This is a genomic window from uncultured Tateyamaria sp. (assembly GCF_947503465.1).
Taxonomy (GTDB): Bacteria; Pseudomonadota; Alphaproteobacteria; order Rhodobacterales; family Rhodobacteraceae; genus Tateyamaria.
This window is the reverse complement of record NZ_CANNDN010000004.1, coordinates 90,828-103,903: the sequence shown is the minus strand read 5'-3', so window position 1 is coordinate 103,903 and position 13,076 is coordinate 90,828. Positions and strand designations below refer to the sequence as shown.

General features: G+C 63.4%; 19 protein-coding genes. 7 read left to right on the top strand and 12 right to left on the bottom strand.

Annotated elements, in window-relative coordinates; genetic code table 11:
- Nucleotides 1–78: 78 nt before the first annotated feature.
- A complete protein-coding gene (locus Q0844_RS19080; RefSeq protein ID WP_299048335.1) occupies nt 79–468 on the top strand; it encodes a RidA family protein in 390 nt (129 codons plus the stop codon).
- On the opposite strand, the gene Q0844_RS19075 is transcribed toward Q0844_RS19080, so the two are convergent.
- From Q0844_RS19075 to Q0844_RS19065, 3 genes are all read right to left on the bottom strand, one after another.
- On the bottom strand, nt 465–674 hold the full coding sequence (locus tag Q0844_RS19075; RefSeq protein WP_299048332.1) for a hypothetical protein: 210 nt from the start codon (nt 672–674) through the stop codon (nt 465–467). The two genes, Q0844_RS19080 and Q0844_RS19075, sit on opposite strands and share 4 nt — an antisense overlap.
- Before the next feature lie 73 nt (nt 675–747).
- A complete protein-coding gene (gene fahA, locus Q0844_RS19070) occupies nt 748–2,004 on the bottom strand; it encodes a fumarylacetoacetase (protein ID WP_299048330.1) in 1,257 nt (418 codons plus the stop codon).
- A 346-nt stretch (nt 2,005–2,350) separates the two neighbouring features.
- Nucleotides 2,351–2,527, bottom strand: a complete 177-nt coding sequence (locus Q0844_RS19065; RefSeq protein WP_299048327.1) for a hypothetical protein — start codon at nt 2,525–2,527, stop codon at nt 2,351–2,353.
- A 138-nt stretch (nt 2,528–2,665) separates the two neighbouring features.
- Between Q0844_RS19065 and Q0844_RS19060 the strand changes: the two genes are divergently transcribed.
- Complete coding sequence (locus Q0844_RS19060; RefSeq protein WP_299048325.1) at nt 2,666–3,103, top strand: MarR family winged helix-turn-helix transcriptional regulator; 438 nt, start codon at nt 2,666–2,668, stop codon at nt 3,101–3,103.
- Nucleotides 3,104–3,132: 29 nt separating this feature from the next.
- On the opposite strand, the gene Q0844_RS19055 is transcribed toward Q0844_RS19060, so the two are convergent.
- Together Q0844_RS19055 and Q0844_RS19050 are read right to left on the bottom strand one after the other, a co-directional pair.
- Nucleotides 3,133–3,414, bottom strand: a complete 282-nt coding sequence (locus tag Q0844_RS19055; protein WP_299048323.1) for an antibiotic biosynthesis monooxygenase — start codon at nt 3,412–3,414, stop codon at nt 3,133–3,135.
- Between the two features lie 43 nt (nt 3,415–3,457).
- Entirely contained in the window at nt 3,458–4,267 is an 810-nt protein-coding gene (locus Q0844_RS19050) for a division plane positioning ATPase MipZ (protein WP_299048321.1), read from the bottom strand.
- A gap of 192 nt (nt 4,268–4,459) precedes the next feature.
- On the opposite strand from Q0844_RS19050, the gene edd reads away from it, so the two are divergent.
- From edd to Q0844_RS19030, 4 genes are all read left to right on the top strand, one after another.
- A complete protein-coding gene (gene edd, locus Q0844_RS19045) occupies nt 4,460–6,274 on the top strand; it encodes a phosphogluconate dehydratase (protein WP_299048318.1) in 1,815 nt (604 codons plus the stop codon).
- Nucleotides 6,275–6,919 carry a bifunctional 4-hydroxy-2-oxoglutarate aldolase/2-dehydro-3-deoxy-phosphogluconate aldolase gene (gene eda / locus Q0844_RS19040; RefSeq protein WP_299048315.1) on the top strand — a complete coding sequence of 215 codons (645 nt, stop codon included), beginning with the start codon at nt 6,275–6,277 and terminating at the stop codon, nt 6,917–6,919. It abuts the gene before it with no gap.
- 83 nt (nt 6,920–7,002) lie between these two features.
- Nucleotides 7,003–7,377, top strand: a complete 375-nt coding sequence (locus Q0844_RS19035; protein WP_299048312.1) for a c-type cytochrome — start codon at nt 7,003–7,005, stop codon at nt 7,375–7,377.
- A 163-nt stretch (nt 7,378–7,540) separates the two neighbouring features.
- A complete protein-coding gene (locus tag Q0844_RS19030) occupies nt 7,541–8,833 on the top strand; it encodes a PQQ-dependent sugar dehydrogenase (RefSeq protein ID WP_299048309.1) in 1,293 nt (430 codons plus the stop codon).
- On the opposite strand, the gene Q0844_RS19025 is transcribed toward Q0844_RS19030, so the two are convergent.
- From Q0844_RS19025 to Q0844_RS18995, 7 genes are all read right to left on the bottom strand, one after another.
- Nucleotides 8,830–9,216, bottom strand: coding sequence for a hypothetical protein (locus Q0844_RS19025; RefSeq protein WP_299048306.1), 387 nt, complete (start codon nt 9,214–9,216; stop codon nt 8,830–8,832). The genes Q0844_RS19030 and Q0844_RS19025 overlap by 4 nt on opposite strands.
- Nucleotides 9,217–9,340: 124 nt before the next feature.
- A complete protein-coding gene (rpmE, locus tag Q0844_RS19020; RefSeq protein WP_189368161.1) occupies nt 9,341–9,562 on the bottom strand; it encodes a 50S ribosomal protein L31 in 222 nt (73 codons plus the stop codon).
- Nucleotides 9,559–9,948: a 50S ribosomal protein L19 gene (rplS, locus tag Q0844_RS19015; RefSeq protein ID WP_299048297.1), complete on the bottom strand. Its 390-nt coding sequence runs from the start codon at nt 9,946–9,948 to the stop codon at nt 9,559–9,561. The genes rpmE and rplS overlap by 4 nt, the downstream gene beginning before the upstream one ends.
- A gap of 262 nt (nt 9,949–10,210) precedes the next feature.
- A complete protein-coding gene (locus Q0844_RS19010) occupies nt 10,211–10,828 on the bottom strand; it encodes a LysE family translocator (RefSeq protein WP_299048295.1) in 618 nt (205 codons plus the stop codon).
- Complete coding sequence (trmD, locus tag Q0844_RS19005; protein ID WP_299048292.1) at nt 10,825–11,619, bottom strand: tRNA (guanosine(37)-N1)-methyltransferase TrmD; 795 nt, start codon at nt 11,617–11,619, stop codon at nt 10,825–10,827. The genes Q0844_RS19010 and trmD overlap by 4 nt, the downstream gene beginning before the upstream one ends.
- 44 nt (nt 11,620–11,663) lie before the next feature.
- Entirely contained in the window at nt 11,664–12,170 is a 507-nt protein-coding gene (rimM, locus tag Q0844_RS19000) for a ribosome maturation factor RimM (protein ID WP_299048290.1), read from the bottom strand.
- A complete protein-coding gene (locus tag Q0844_RS18995; protein WP_299048287.1) occupies nt 12,163–12,300 on the bottom strand; it encodes a hypothetical protein in 138 nt (45 codons plus the stop codon). Before Q0844_RS18995 ends, rimM begins: the two co-directional genes overlap by 8 nt.
- A gap of 285 nt (nt 12,301–12,585) precedes the next feature.
- On the opposite strand from Q0844_RS18995, the gene Q0844_RS18990 reads away from it, so the two are divergent.
- Nucleotides 12,586–13,053 carry a GNAT family N-acetyltransferase gene (locus tag Q0844_RS18990; protein WP_299048284.1) on the top strand — a complete coding sequence of 156 codons (468 nt, stop codon included), beginning with the start codon at nt 12,586–12,588 and terminating at the stop codon, nt 13,051–13,053.
- Nucleotides 13,054–13,076: the final 23 nt, after the last annotated feature.

Sequence of the window (13,076 nt, the reverse complement as noted above, 5' to 3'; positions counted from 1 at the left end):
GCCCTTGAGATGAAAATCTGTGCCAGAGATGTGCGTTCAGGGTTTCAAAATTTGCCCTTTCACGCAAGGGTGTCTGGCATGAAATCTCTTGCGCCCGCCTCGATTGCCCCGCCCTTTGCCCGCTATTCCCACGGGGTCGAGGTGCCCGCCGGGTGGCGCATGGTGCGCGTGTCGGGCCAGTTGGGCCTGGCCGCCGACGGGTCTGTCCCCGCGGGGACACGCGATCAGGCCGACATCTGTTTTGCCAATATTGCCGCCATCCTGGCCGAGGCCGCGATGGGGCCGGCCGATGTCTGCCATGTCAGCGCCTATGTCACGGACCGGGCGCATATGGCGGACTACATGGCCGCGCGCGACGCGTTTCTGGCGGACCGGGATGTGCTGCCCAGTTCGACCCTGATGATCGTGTCGGGCTTTACCCGCCCCGAATTCACGGTCGAGGTCGAAGTGTGGGCCGCCGCCCCCTAGCTGTGGTCCCGCCGGATCAGTTTCCACAGCGTCCAAAGGAATGTGCCCCCGAAAAACAGCGTGGCGAGGCCGATGGCCTCCCATCCGGCGGGGCCGTGCGGGATGCCGCGAAACAGCAGGGCGGCGGTCAGCATGATCAGCCCCACCGCAGAGAACCAGAAGCGGAACATGAGATCGTTGCGGGTGGGGCCGTACCTGTTGGACATGTCCGTGTGCCTTGATGCCGTTGGGACTGGGGCGCCGCCCCAGACCCCGTCGTATTTCTGGTCAGAAGAAGACCTAGCGCGCGTAGGGATTTTCCAAGGCAGGCAACACTGTCCCTGTGCACGTGCCAAAGCCGATCCTGTAGCCATCCCCCTGCGCATGGCCCGTCAGCGTCAGCGTGTCGCCGTCTTCCAGGAAGGTACGGGTTTCGCCGGTGTCGAGGGTCAGGGGGTCTTTCCCGCCCCAGCTGAGCTCCAGCAGGCTGCCGCGTTCTGCCCTGGTTGCGCCCGAGATCGTGCCCGAGCCCAGGAGATCGGCCACATTCATCGGGCAGCCCGACGTGCTGTGATGCGCCAGTTGCTGGGCGGCGGAATAGTAGAGTTCCTTGTGGTTTGTCCGCGTGATCGATGTCGCCGTCCCGCCCGCAGGGGCCAGGTCGGCACCAAGCGCGATGTCATAGACCATCGGGCCGGTGTCCTTGAGGTGGTCCAGCAAGGCGACCTCGCGGGGCGGGGTGTCTGTGCGGAACGGCTCCAGCGCTGCCTTGGTCACGATCCAGGGGCTGATCGAGGTGGCCGTCGCCTTGGCCTGGAAGGGACCGAGCGGCTGGTATTCCCACGCCTGGATGTCGCGCGCAGACCAATCATTCAGCAGCACGTAGCCAAAGATCGCCGCGTCCGCCTCGTCCACGGTCAGTGGGCCGTCGGACGCCATGCCGACGATCGCGCCCATCTCAAGCTCCATGTCGAAGCGGCGCGACGGCAGGAAGGCGGGCGTGTCGTGGTCCGCGGACTTGAGTTGCCCCCAGGGGCGGCGGATATCCGTGCCCGACACCACCACGGACGAGGCGCGCCCGTTATATCCGATCGGGATGTGCAGCCAATTCGGCGGCAGCGCGTTCTCGGCGCCGCGAAACATGGTGCCCACGTTTGTGGCGTGGTGGCGGCCCGCGTAGAAGTCGGTGAATTCGGACACGACAAGCGGCATGTGCAACGTGGCGTCTGCCATGGGCACCAGCAGCGGGGCGACCAGCGCCTGGTCCCTTGACCCTTTGGCCAGCAGGTCGGTCAGCCGGTTGCGCAGGGCGGTCCAGACGGCGGGTCCTTCCTCCATCACCTCGTTCCAGAAGGGCAATTCGAACAGCGGTGCATCCGTCAGATCGACAATCCCCTGCTCTTCGGCCTGGTGCATGTCGAGGATCATGTCGCCGATCGCAACGCCACAGCGTGCGTCCAGCCTGTCGGTCGAAAACACGCCGTAGGGCAGGTTGTTGAGGGGGAAATCGGTGTCTGCGCTGTTGGCGCTGGTGACCCAGGATGGGTTCAGGGGCATTGCGGTGTCCTGTGGGCGTGTTCAGGTGTCAAATGAATCGAGGTCCGCGTGGTTTCGACCGCCGCGGCTGATCCTGTTGCGGGACAGCTTATCCCCGAAAAATGCCAGTGTCACAATGGTGGGCATGTGCCAGAGCGTGAAGGCGATCAACAGCCATCCCGTCCAGGACAGCGATGACAGGAAGGATATCAATCGAGGCCCCCGCCACAGGCATGCCCCGTCCGTTCAAGGCGGTGGCCGGGTTGGGGTCGGGTGTGACCCATGGGCACCGTTGGCTGTGCCCTTGGCGCCCACGGCCAGATCACCGGCGCGGCAAAGGCTGCGACTGCGATCAGGCCGGGATCAATCACGTCTTGTCCGTGCGGTGCCATTGCCCGCGTTCGGCGCCACGCAGATCGTGGCCCGGCCCCTTGCCATAGCGGTCGGGGCGGTTGTGCACGAATTTCTGCCACCAGGCCCACAGGACAAAGCCCAGGACAAAGACGATAAAGGCGCCCATCAGGTATCCGAGATACGTCATCATGGACCCACGCTACGCCAGATCGACCCGTGTTCAAATGCCCCTTTGCCCGAACTGGCGAACATGTGCCTGTCGCGTCCCCTTGCGGGCTCGGGTCGATCCGGCACATAGTCCCTTCTGTAACCAAACGCGGTGCAACCGATGACACGGCCAAGAGAATTCGATGTCCGTCAGTTCCTGCCCTATCTGCTGAACCAGGCGGCCGAGGCGTCGAGCCTGGAGTTCCAGAAGGTCTACAAGGACAAGTACGGGATGTTGCGCAACGAATGGCGGGTGCTGTTCCACTTGGCCATTTACGGACACATGACGGCCAGTGACATCGGCGCACGGGCCCAGATGCACAAGACCAAGATCAGTCGCGCGGTGCACCGGTTGGCCGAGCGGCGCTACATCACGCGGACCAGGTCCGAAACGGATCGGCGGGTGGAAGTCCTTGCCCTGACACCCACGGGACAGAAAGTGTACGAGGATCTCAAGTCCACCGCGGCGGAGTATGATGCCGCGCTGACGGACGGGATGACCGACACCCAGCTTGCCACATTGCGCACCCTGCTGGAACGACTCGCCCTCAGGCTGTGACGCTGCGCACAAGCGTGAAGGCATTGGCATCAGCCCGTTCGGGCGCTTGCGCGGCAATGGCGGCTTGCAGGTCGGGCCTGGCGGGGATGGTGTCGGAACGCGTCAAATGCGGCTTTGTCGCGCCATTGCGCATAGTTGATCACGTGTCTGCCGTCTTCCGAGATGTGGAAGTTGCCGGACACAAAGCCGTCGCAGTCGCGCACCCAATCCTCCAGATGCGCAAAGATGGCCTGCATCAACGCGTCGCCTTGCCCGTGGGCAACGCGAAACCGGACGATTTGAACAAACAGGTCGGGCGATATCTCGGGCATGGGGTGTCCTGAACTGGTGTGGCACCACCTTACCCCATCCGGGTCAGAAGTCGATTTCGACCTCGGGCAGGTTCAGCGCCTTGATCAGGTCGCGCAGTTCCTGGCGTGCGGCCACGTTCGAGATGTTGAGCTGCTTGACCCCGATATCCTTGAGGTCCAGCAGGGTCAGGCCGCGCGGAAACAGCTCGCGAAAGATCACCCGCTCGGAAAACCCCGGCGCAATGCGGAAGCCGATGCGCTGGGCCAGCATCTTGATTGCGCGTTCCATCTTTTCCTTGTTGACCATGCGTTGGGCACCCATGCGGTTGCGCAGCACGATCCAGTCGATGGGTTTCAGGCCCGCCTGCGCGCGCAACTGGCGCGCGTTCCAGACCATTTCGGAATAGACGGACGGGCCAAGGATCTTTTCGCCCGTGGCATCGATCCGGGCCAGCAGGTCGAAATCGACAAAGCTGTCATTCAGGGGCGTGATCAACGTGTCGGCCAGCGAATGCGCCACCTGGCTGAGCCGTGTGTGCGATCCGGGGCAGTCGATGATGATGAAATCATTGTCCGGCTCAAGCGTGGCAACTGCCGCGCTCAGCCGATGATCATAGATGTTTTCGCCCGGTTTCAGGTCATGGGCGTCGATCTCGGGCAGGTCGTGCACATCCGGCGATGGCAGGTCCAATTCGGCCGAGGTCAGGAAGGACCGCCGGTTTTCAACATAGCGACCAAAGGTCCGCTGCCGCAGGTCCAGGTCCAGCGCGCTGACCTTCTTGCCTGCGCGGGCCAGTGCCGTGGCCACATGCATCGACACGGTAGACTTGCCTGCCCCACCCTTTTCGTTGCCGACAACGATGATATGCGCCATGACCGTCCCCTTACCGCACATCCGCTTTGCGAATTTTGGGCCACTATATGTTGTGTTTGCACCCTTTGAAAGCGGGCAAACCAACTTTCCTGCGGCACCGTGGCGCGGGCATTGCAGTTGGATGATGTTAGCGCTATCAGCCACCATGTGATATGATACGGCCAAACCGAGATGAGGAGATAGGAGAGCATCATGCCTCTGCACCCGACATTGGAACGCGTGACCGAACGTGTGATCGAACGCAGCGCGCGGTCGCGCCGCCGCTATCTGGACCGCATGGCCGCGGCAAAATCCCAAGGCCCGGCACGGGCGCACCTGTCGTGCAGCGGGCAGGCCCATGCCTTTGCCGCCGCCGGCCCGGATCAGGACCGGTTGGCCGAGGCCAGCAATGGCAACCTCGGGATCGTGACGGCCTATAACGACATGCTGTCGGCGCACCAGCCGTTCGAGACCTACCCGACCCTCATCCGCGATGCGATCCGCGCGGCAGGCGGCACGGCGCAGGTCGCGGGCGGCGTGCCCGCGATGTGCGATGGTGTGACCCAGGGCGAGGCAGGCATGGAACTCAGCCTGTTTTCACGCGACGTGATTGCGATGGCGACCGGCGTGGCACTGTCCCACAACGTCTTTGACGCCGCCGTTTTCCTGGGTGTCTGCGACAAGATCGTGCCGGGCCTGATCATCGCGGCACAATCCTTTGGTCACATGCCAGCGGTATTCCTGCCCGCAGGTCCGATGACCTCGGGCCTGTCCAACGATGACAAGGCGAAGGTGCGGCAGCGGTTCGCAGCGGGCGAGGCGACACGCGAAGAGCTTCTGGCGTCGGAGATGGCGGCCTACCACGGCCCCGGCACCTGCACCTTTTACGGGACGGCCAACACCAACCAGATGCTGATGGAGTTCATGGGCCTGCACCTGCCCGGATCGTCCTTCGTGAACCCGAACACACCCTTGCGCGAGGCGCTGACGGTCGAAGGGGCCAAACGGGCCCTGTCGCTGTCGGCGCTGGGCAACAACTATACCCCCGTCTGCAACATCCTGGATGAAAAGGCGTTCGTGAATGGCATCGTGGGGCTGAACGCGACGGGCGGCTCGACCAACCTGTTGATCCACCTGATCGCGATGGCGCGGGCAGGCGGCATCGTGCTGGATTGGGAGGATTTCTGTGACCTGTCCGAAGTGACGCCGCTGATCGCGCGGGTCTACCCCAATGGTCTGGCGGATGTGAACCACTTCCACGCGGCAGGGGGGCTTGGCTTCATGATCGGCGAATTGCTCAAGGCCGGTTTGCTGCACGACGATACGCAAACGGTCGCGGGCGAGGGGCTCGAGAACTACACCCAGGAACCCAAGCTGATTGACGGGGACCTGACCTGGACACCCGGTGCGGGCACCAGCCTGAACGACAAGATCGTGCGCCCGGTCTCGGACCCGTTCCAGGACACCGGAGGTCTGAGCCGCCTGGTCGGCAACCTTGGCACCGGCGTGATGAAGGTGTCGGCCGTGGCGCCCGAACACCGCGTGGTCGAGGCCCCGGCGCGGGTGTTCCATGATCAGGAGCAGGTGAAATCCGCCTTCAAGGCCGGCGCGTTCGCGGAAGGCGATTTCGTTATCGTCGTTCGGTTCCAGGGTCCCAAGGCCAACGGCATGCCCGAACTGCACAGTCTTACGCCCATGCTGGGTATCATGCAGGGACGCGGCCAGAAGGTGGCGCTGGTCACCGACGGGCGCATGTCGGGCGCGTCGGGCCGGGTGCCCTCGGCCATTCATGTCTGCCCCGAAGCGCTGGATGGCGGCGTGATCGCGCAGGTGCAGGACGGCGACGTGATCCGCGTCGACGCGGTCACGGGGCAACTCGAGGTGCTGACCGACGGGGTGCTTGACCGCCCGCACGCCACGGCCGATCTTTCGGACAATCATTGGGGGGTGGGCCGCGACATGTTCCACGCCTTCCGCAATACAGTTGGGTCCGCCAATACCGGCGCGACCGTGTTTGGAGATTTTTGAATGCTGACCGCCAAAGCCGCCGCCGTGCGCGCCCGTGAAATCTGTGACCTCGCGCCGATTGTGCCTGTGCTGGTGGTAGATGACGTGGCCCATGCCGTTCCTCTGGCCGAGGCGCTGGTGGCCGGGGGGCTGCCCGCGCTTGAAGTGACATTGCGCACGCCCGCCGCGCTCGAGGTGATCGCGGCCATGTCCAAGGTGACAGGCGGGGTTGTCGGGGCAGGCACGCTTGTGACGCCCGATGATGTCAAAGCCGCCAAGGAGGCCGGCGCACAATTTGGCGTATCGCCCGGCGCGACCGAGGCGTTGATCGCAGCCTGCGAGGCCGAGGACTTGCCCCTTCTGCCGGGCGCGGCCACCGCGTCCGAAGCAATGGCGCTCTTTGAACGCGGGTATGACATGCTCAAGTTCTTTCCCGCCGAAGCCTCTGGCGGCGCGCCTGCCCTCAAGGCCATTGGCGCACCCTTGCCGCAGATTTCGTTCTGCCCCACGGGCGGGGTAAGCATGGGCAACGCGGCAAGCTACCTGAGCCTGCCCAATGTCGTCTGCGCCGGTGGCAGTTGGGTTGCACCCAAGGACAAGGTGCAGGCCGGGGACTGGGCCGGGATCGAAAACCTGGCCAGGGAGGCCGCAGCACTGGCGCGCTGACGCGACCGCGCGAGAACCATTGGACCTGCTGGGCTGCAGCTATAGCTTCACCCGGGTGTCAGGTATAAGAGGAGGCCAGGACGATGGTAAAGACCCGTGTGCTGATCGGAGCGGTTGCAATGTGGAGCGTTGCCGCCTGGGCCGAAGAGGCGAAGGACGACACCGCATCTGCGAGCAGTTTTGAAACACTGACCGTCGAGCACGAGATTGATGCAGATGCCGCGGAGGCCATCTTTCAAAAATCCTGCAAGGCCTGCCATGGCAACAGGGCACAGGGCGCATCAAGCTACCCTGCACTGGCCGATCTGGAGCCGTCATATATTGCCACCCAGATTGAACGCTACCGGGCAGGTGAAAGGATCGGACCAAACTCGATTCTTATGATTTCGCACGCAAAGAAGCTGTCGGACGAGGATATCGTCAACATCTCTGTCTATGTGGCGACAGCGTTCGACTGATCCTGCGTCACCGTATGGTGGACCGGCATAAAGCCGCCCTTCACCGAAGCGAGCATTGACCGGCGTATGGTACCACCATACCGTGAAAGTCTCGGCGTGTCCGGATCACAAGAACAAAAAACACCTTCCGGATGACGGCAAGTATCATTTCAGGGAGGAAACTATGTCCGGCTATTCAATTCAATCCAAACTGCCGCTGATTGCATCGCTGCTCGCGGCGACGGCTCTCTCATCAGCGCCTGCGCTGGCGCAAAGCGGCCAGAACACCACCACTCTGACACATGAGGTCGTCCTGGAGGGCCTGGAGAATCCGTGGGACATGGCATTTCTCGACGATGGCACGATGCTTTTCACCGAAAAGTGCAAGGGGCTGTCGGTGCGGATGCCGGATGGTACCGTAAACGCGCTTTACGGTGTGGGTGAAACAGCGGGGTATGCGTCCAACGGTGCAGATCTGTTCTGTGAGGGACAGGCCGGCATGATGGGCGTCGCCTTTGATCCCGATTTTGCCGACAACCGGCGCATCTATGTCTATTCGACGTCGAACATGTCGGACCCGCACACCAACCGGCTGATGCGGTTCACGCTCAGCGACGATTTCACAGGCGTGTCGGATCGCACGGACATTATCGATGATGTGCCCTACAAAATGGCGGCTTCGGACCATCCCTTTGGCGGCCCCGGCGCGCACAATGGCGGTCGCGTGCGGTTCAGCGCGGACGGTGCGCTGTGGCTGACGACGGGCGACACCCACAATGGCGAGGTGCCGCAAAGCCCGACCATGATGGGGTCCAAGGTGATCCGCATCGACACGGATGGCAACGCTCATCCCGACAATACCCCGCCCGAAGGATTTGACGCGCGCACCTACACTTACGGCCACCGCAACGTGCAGGGGATTGCGTTTCATCCGGAGACCGGCCAGGCCATCACCGCAGAGCACGGGCCGTGGCATTCGGATGAAATCACCATTCTGGAAAACGGCGGCAATGCCGGCTGGGACCCGCGCCCGAACATGGCGGGGCGCGGCGAATGCCCGGACAATTATTGCGGGTACAGCCCCAATCAGGAAGAGGGCATGAACCGTTATGAACGCGCGGCTTTCATGCCGATGACCGATTTCGACACGTACCCTGACGCCATGCCACCGGTCTGGAACAACAACGGTTGGTCGCAGGGTATGTCCTCGGCCGCTTTCCTTGAGGGCGACGCCTGGGGCGACTGGGACGGGGCCATGGTGGTCGGCATCATGGGCATCGGCTTTGGCGGCACGCCCATCGGGCAGCGGCTGGATGTGATCCATCTGAATGCCGATGTGACGGATGTGGAGGACGTGACCGAAATGACCCTGCCGATGGAGTCGGGCCGGTTCAGGTCGGTTGTGATGGGGCCGGATGGCAGCCTGTATACATCGATTGACGAGGGCATCATCTACAAGCTGACGCCCGGCGGCTAATCTGCAGTGACCAGCGTTTCGGGAATATCAAAGCGCTGGTCGTCCACCCGGAGACGATAAATTCCGTCCGACAGATGCCACGCGGTGTCGGTACCGACACCGGACATGGTGGCGTTCCCGCGCAGGAAATCTCCGTCGGAAAAGGTCAGCGTGCGGGCAAATCCGTTGGGGAAGGTGACGACCACCGCCGCCGATCCAGCCACGCGTGCAACCGATGCCTCGCAGGGGGCGAGGGCTTGTCCGACCTCTTGGGCACATTGGACGGTTGCCACGGCGTCGAACTCTTTGGCCCTGGCGCGTTTTGTGGCTGCGATGACATCCCCCAGCGCGGTAACCGGCAGTGTGACAATCACGATGGCAATGACAAGTGGCGCGGTGTGCATGGTCTGGCCCTGGACTGGATCTCGTCAGTATCGGACCGACTCAGCGTTTCAGCAAGATTGAGGAGGCCAAAGAAAAAAGCCGCCCCAGGACGGAGCGGCTTTCTCTTTTGCTTGGCGGGCGGCTTTAGAAGCCCAGGCCTGCGTACTTGTTCTTGAACTTCGACACGCGGCCGCCGGTGTCCATCAGGCGGGACGAACCGCCCGTCCACGCGGGGTGCACCGACGGGTCGATGTCAAGCGACAACTGGTCGCCTTCCTTGCCCCAGGTCGACTTCATTTGCACCACGGTGCCGTCCGTCATCTTGACGTCGATGATGTGGTAGTCGGGATGCGTATCGGCCTTCATGCCTTGGCTCCTTCGGACTTCTTGGGTTTGTAGTTGGCGACTTCCGCGATCCGGGCCGATTTGCCGCGGCGGGTGCGGAGGTAGTACAGTTTGGCGCGACGCACGCGACCGCGGCGGACCACGGTGATGCTGTCGATGTTGGTCGAGTAGAGGGGGAACACCCGCTCCACGCCTTCGCCAAAGGAAATCTTGCGCACGGTGAACGACCCGGCAATGCCCTGGCCGTTGTTGCGGGCGATGCAGACGCCTTCGTAGTTCTGCACACGGGTGCGCGTGCCTTCGGTTACCTTGTAGCCGACGCGGATGGTGTCACCGGCCTTGAAGTCGGGGATGTCTTTCCCCAGGGCGGCAATTTGCTCCGCCTCAAGCTGTGCGATCAGGTCCATGGGCCTGGTCTCCTATCTCATGCTCGTGGTTTTCCCACGAAGGTGTGTCGCGCCTTGAGAGCTCTCGTGTCTTCATCGGGTCCGCATTCCGCGCCCGCCGGAGGTCAGGTCATCATTTCTTGTCTCTGCCCAAAGCCGCATGCGTTCATCACCGAAGAAGGTGCCACGCGCCAAAGGGTCCGGTCGGGACGAGCCCCGAGTCGGAATGCGCGGTGTATAGGGGCCCTGCCGGGTGTGATCAAGCCTCGAATGAGGCCTGCCATCAACGCGGCGCGGGCTGCGGGCTCGCCAACAGGATCACGCCGAATATCGCCATCATGGCGCCAGAGACCCGCTGCATCAACGGCAGCCGCCGCGCCGCCATGCGCGCCGCGCTGCGCCCCGCTGTGGCATAGGCCAGGATTGCCAGCGCTTCGAGGGCGAGAAACGCCGCCCCGAGTGCTGCATAGCTTTGCCAGTAGGCGCCGGTTGTCACAAACTGCGGAAAGAAGGCGGCAAAGATCAGGATCGCCTTGGGGTTGCTGATCGCCACCAGCGCTTCGGCGCGTGCGGCACTGCGCAGGTCAAGCGTCTGTTCGGTGTCGGGTGTTGAGTGCAAACGGTGCGCGCTGCGCCAGAGCCGGAAGCCGAGCCATATGAGGTAGGCAGCGCCCACAGTCTTCACGATGGAAAATGCAAGCGCCGAGGCCGATAGAACCACACCGAGGCCAAGGGCGCTGAGACTGATCATGGGTATGAAAACCAGCAGGCGCGCAAGGCCCGGCGCCTGTGCAAAGCCGATGCCGCGCCGCGCACCGTGGGTCATCGCCAGAAGGTTGTTCGGGCCAAAGGCGAGGTTGAGGGCAAAACATGCCGGAATGAAAAGCAGCCAGTCGATCATGCTTTTTGGTCCTTGTGCGCGGCCCACAGGTCGGGGCGGCGTTGTTCGGTCAGGCGTTCGGACTGTTCACGGCGCCAGGTTTCCACATTGCCGTGATGCCCGGACATCAGCACCTCGGGGATGTCGCGCCCTTCCCATGTGGACGGGCGGGTGTATTGCGGATGTTCCAGCAGCCCGTTCGAGTGGCTTTCGTCCACCGCGCTTTCCGCGTTGCCCAGCACGCCCGGCAGCAGGCGCACCGTGGCGTCCAGCAGGGCCTGCGCCGCGATCTCTCCGCCTGTCATCACAAAGTCGCCAAGGCTGACTTCGGTGATGTTCCAGTGTTCAAGCACGCGCTCGTCCACCCCTTCGAACCGGCCGCACAGCATCGTGACCCCGTCGCAGCGCGCCAGGTCGCGCGCCATGGCCTGATCAAAACGCTGTCCCCGCGGGGACAGATACAGGATCGGCCAGCGTCCGCGCGCATGTGCCTGTGCTTCGGCAATGGCGGCGCTGACGACGTCGGCGCGCAGGACCATGCCCGCACCGCCGCCCGCGGGCGTGTCATCGACATTGCGATGCTTGCCCACCCCATGCGCCCGCAGGTCGTGGGTGTGAAGCTGCCACTTGCCATCCTGCAGCGCCTTGCCCGTGAGCGATGCACCCAGCACGCCGGGAAAGGTTTCGGGAAAAAGCGTCACGACCCGCGCCTGCCAGACACCGACCAGGTCAGGGGCCTCGTCCATCAGGGACGAGGGTGTCAGGGTCGGGCGAATGGCCTTGCGGCCGTGGGATTTGGGTGGCGTCGACATGCGCGCGTGTTACGCGATCCGCAGCCCAAGGGGAATGCCCGCAATCAGAACAGACCCTCGGGCGGATCGGCAACGATGCGGCGTGCGCCCAGATCAACGGTCGGAACCGCCGCCTTGGTGAAGGGCAGCAGAACGGTGGCGGTTGCCCCCGGTGCGTGCACCTCGAGCAGGTCGCTGGCGCCGTGGTTCTGCACCGACTTGACCCGGCCCAGCGATCCGCCGCCGGTATCGTAGACATCAAGGCCCACAAGATCGGTGTAGTAGAATTCGTCATCCGGCAGGTGCGGCAACTGATCGCGGCGGGCAAACAGCTGCGTGCCCTTCAGCGCGTCGGCCTGTTCCTTGCTGGCCACATCGGCGATGCGCACGACAAAGCCGTTCTTCATCGGGCGCACAATCGCCAGCGCAAAGGACCGTTTGCCGTCTTCCGTGGTCAGCGGGCTGTATGTCTCGATGTCTTCGGGCTGGGCGCAGAACGACTTGATCCGCACTTCGCCATGCACACCATAGGCCCCGCCAATGGCCCCGACACAGATCAGATCATCACTCATTCCAGCACACCCCGTCGCGCATCGCGCCGCCCTGCACCGCACAGGCGTCGGCGGCCTGGCTGCGCTCGAACATCAGACCCGCCACAAAGGCGATCAGGATCAGGACAGCAGTGCGGATCAATCCAAACATCGGTTTCCTTTATCGGACAGTAGATGCATTTGCGACACGATGCGGTGGCTTGTCCAGTGCGCGGTTGCCCGAGCCTGCGTGCCTAAGCTAGGGTCGGGGCACCGCGCGCGACGGCGCGGAGACGGAGATTTTATGTCGGTATAAGCGGGCACATGCCCCCGGCGTCGTGCAAGCGACGCAAGCAACGGACGGAACGCCCGCTTTGGCGGGACGTTTGGGCTGTGCCATCGGACCTGCGACGTTGCCCATTGGCAACGCTATTCAACACATTGAAAACACGAAAGGATGGCTATGCCAGACCTCTATCAAACACGCCCTGCGCGTGACACCGACATCCCGTTTCTTGCCCCGATTGCCGAGGCCACATTGTTTCCGGGCGACATGCTGCCCGACATGATGGCCCCCGGTCTGAACGGGAACACCGAGGACATCTGGCGGGTGGTGTTGCAGGGTGACACCCCTGTCGGGTTTGCCTTTGTGCAGCCCGAAGCGATGACGGACCGGACGTGGAACCTGCGGGCCATCGCGACGCGGCCCGACCTGCATGGCGCAGGGGCCGGAACGGCCCTGATCCAGTCGGTCGAAGCTGCGTTGGGCACGGCCCGGTTGCTGGTGATCGACACCACGCAGACGCCGGATCAGGACCGCGCGCGCCGCTTCTATGCGGCCCGCGGGTATGATCACGTGGCAACCATTCCGGGCTTTTTCGGACCGGACGAGGACAAGGTCACGTTCACCAAGACACTGGCCTGACGGCGGGTCGGGCATGGGCGCGT

Excerpts from the sequence above, each read along its gene's own strand:
- Q0844_RS19080 (WP_299048335.1), top strand. The coding sequence starts at position 79 with ATGAAATCTCTTGCGCCCGCCTCGATTGCCCCGCCCTTTGCCCGCTAT.
- Q0844_RS19075 (WP_299048332.1), bottom strand. The coding sequence starts at position 674 with ATGTCCAACAGGTACGGCCCCACCCGCAACGATCTCATGTTCCGCTTC.
- fahA (WP_299048330.1), bottom strand. The coding sequence starts at position 2,004 with ATGCCCCTGAACCCATCCTGGGTCACCAGCGCCAACAGCGCAGACACC.
- Q0844_RS19065 (WP_299048327.1), bottom strand. The coding sequence starts at position 2,527 with ATGATGACGTATCTCGGATACCTGATGGGCGCCTTTATCGTCTTTGTC.
- Q0844_RS19060 (WP_299048325.1), top strand. The coding sequence starts at position 2,666 with ATGACACGGCCAAGAGAATTCGATGTCCGTCAGTTCCTGCCCTATCTG.
- Q0844_RS19055 (WP_299048323.1), bottom strand. The coding sequence starts at position 3,414 with ATGCCCGAGATATCGCCCGACCTGTTTGTTCAAATCGTCCGGTTTCGC.
- Q0844_RS19050 (WP_299048321.1), bottom strand. The coding sequence starts at position 4,267 with ATGGCGCATATCATCGTTGTCGGCAACGAAAAGGGTGGGGCAGGCAAG.
- edd (WP_299048318.1), top strand. The coding sequence starts at position 4,460 with ATGCCTCTGCACCCGACATTGGAACGCGTGACCGAACGTGTGATCGAA.
- eda (WP_299048315.1), top strand. The coding sequence starts at position 6,275 with ATGCTGACCGCCAAAGCCGCCGCCGTGCGCGCCCGTGAAATCTGTGAC.
- Q0844_RS19035 (WP_299048312.1), top strand. The coding sequence starts at position 7,003 with ATGGTAAAGACCCGTGTGCTGATCGGAGCGGTTGCAATGTGGAGCGTT.
- Q0844_RS19030 (WP_299048309.1), top strand. The coding sequence starts at position 7,541 with ATGTCCGGCTATTCAATTCAATCCAAACTGCCGCTGATTGCATCGCTG.
- Q0844_RS19025 (WP_299048306.1), bottom strand. The coding sequence starts at position 9,216 with ATGCACACCGCGCCACTTGTCATTGCCATCGTGATTGTCACACTGCCG.
- rpmE (WP_189368161.1), bottom strand. The coding sequence starts at position 9,562 with ATGAAGGCCGATACGCATCCCGACTACCACATCATCGACGTCAAGATG.
- rplS (WP_299048297.1), bottom strand. The coding sequence starts at position 9,948 with ATGGACCTGATCGCACAGCTTGAGGCGGAGCAAATTGCCGCCCTGGGG.
- Q0844_RS19010 (WP_299048295.1), bottom strand. The coding sequence starts at position 10,828 with ATGATCGACTGGCTGCTTTTCATTCCGGCATGTTTTGCCCTCAACCTC.
- trmD (WP_299048292.1), bottom strand. The coding sequence starts at position 11,619 with ATGTCGACGCCACCCAAATCCCACGGCCGCAAGGCCATTCGCCCGACC.
- rimM (WP_299048290.1), bottom strand. The coding sequence starts at position 12,170 with ATGAGTGATGATCTGATCTGTGTCGGGGCCATTGGCGGGGCCTATGGT.
- Q0844_RS18995 (WP_299048287.1), bottom strand. The coding sequence starts at position 12,300 with ATGTTTGGATTGATCCGCACTGCTGTCCTGATCCTGATCGCCTTTGTG.
- Q0844_RS18990 (WP_299048284.1), top strand. The coding sequence starts at position 12,586 with ATGGCTATGCCAGACCTCTATCAAACACGCCCTGCGCGTGACACCGAC.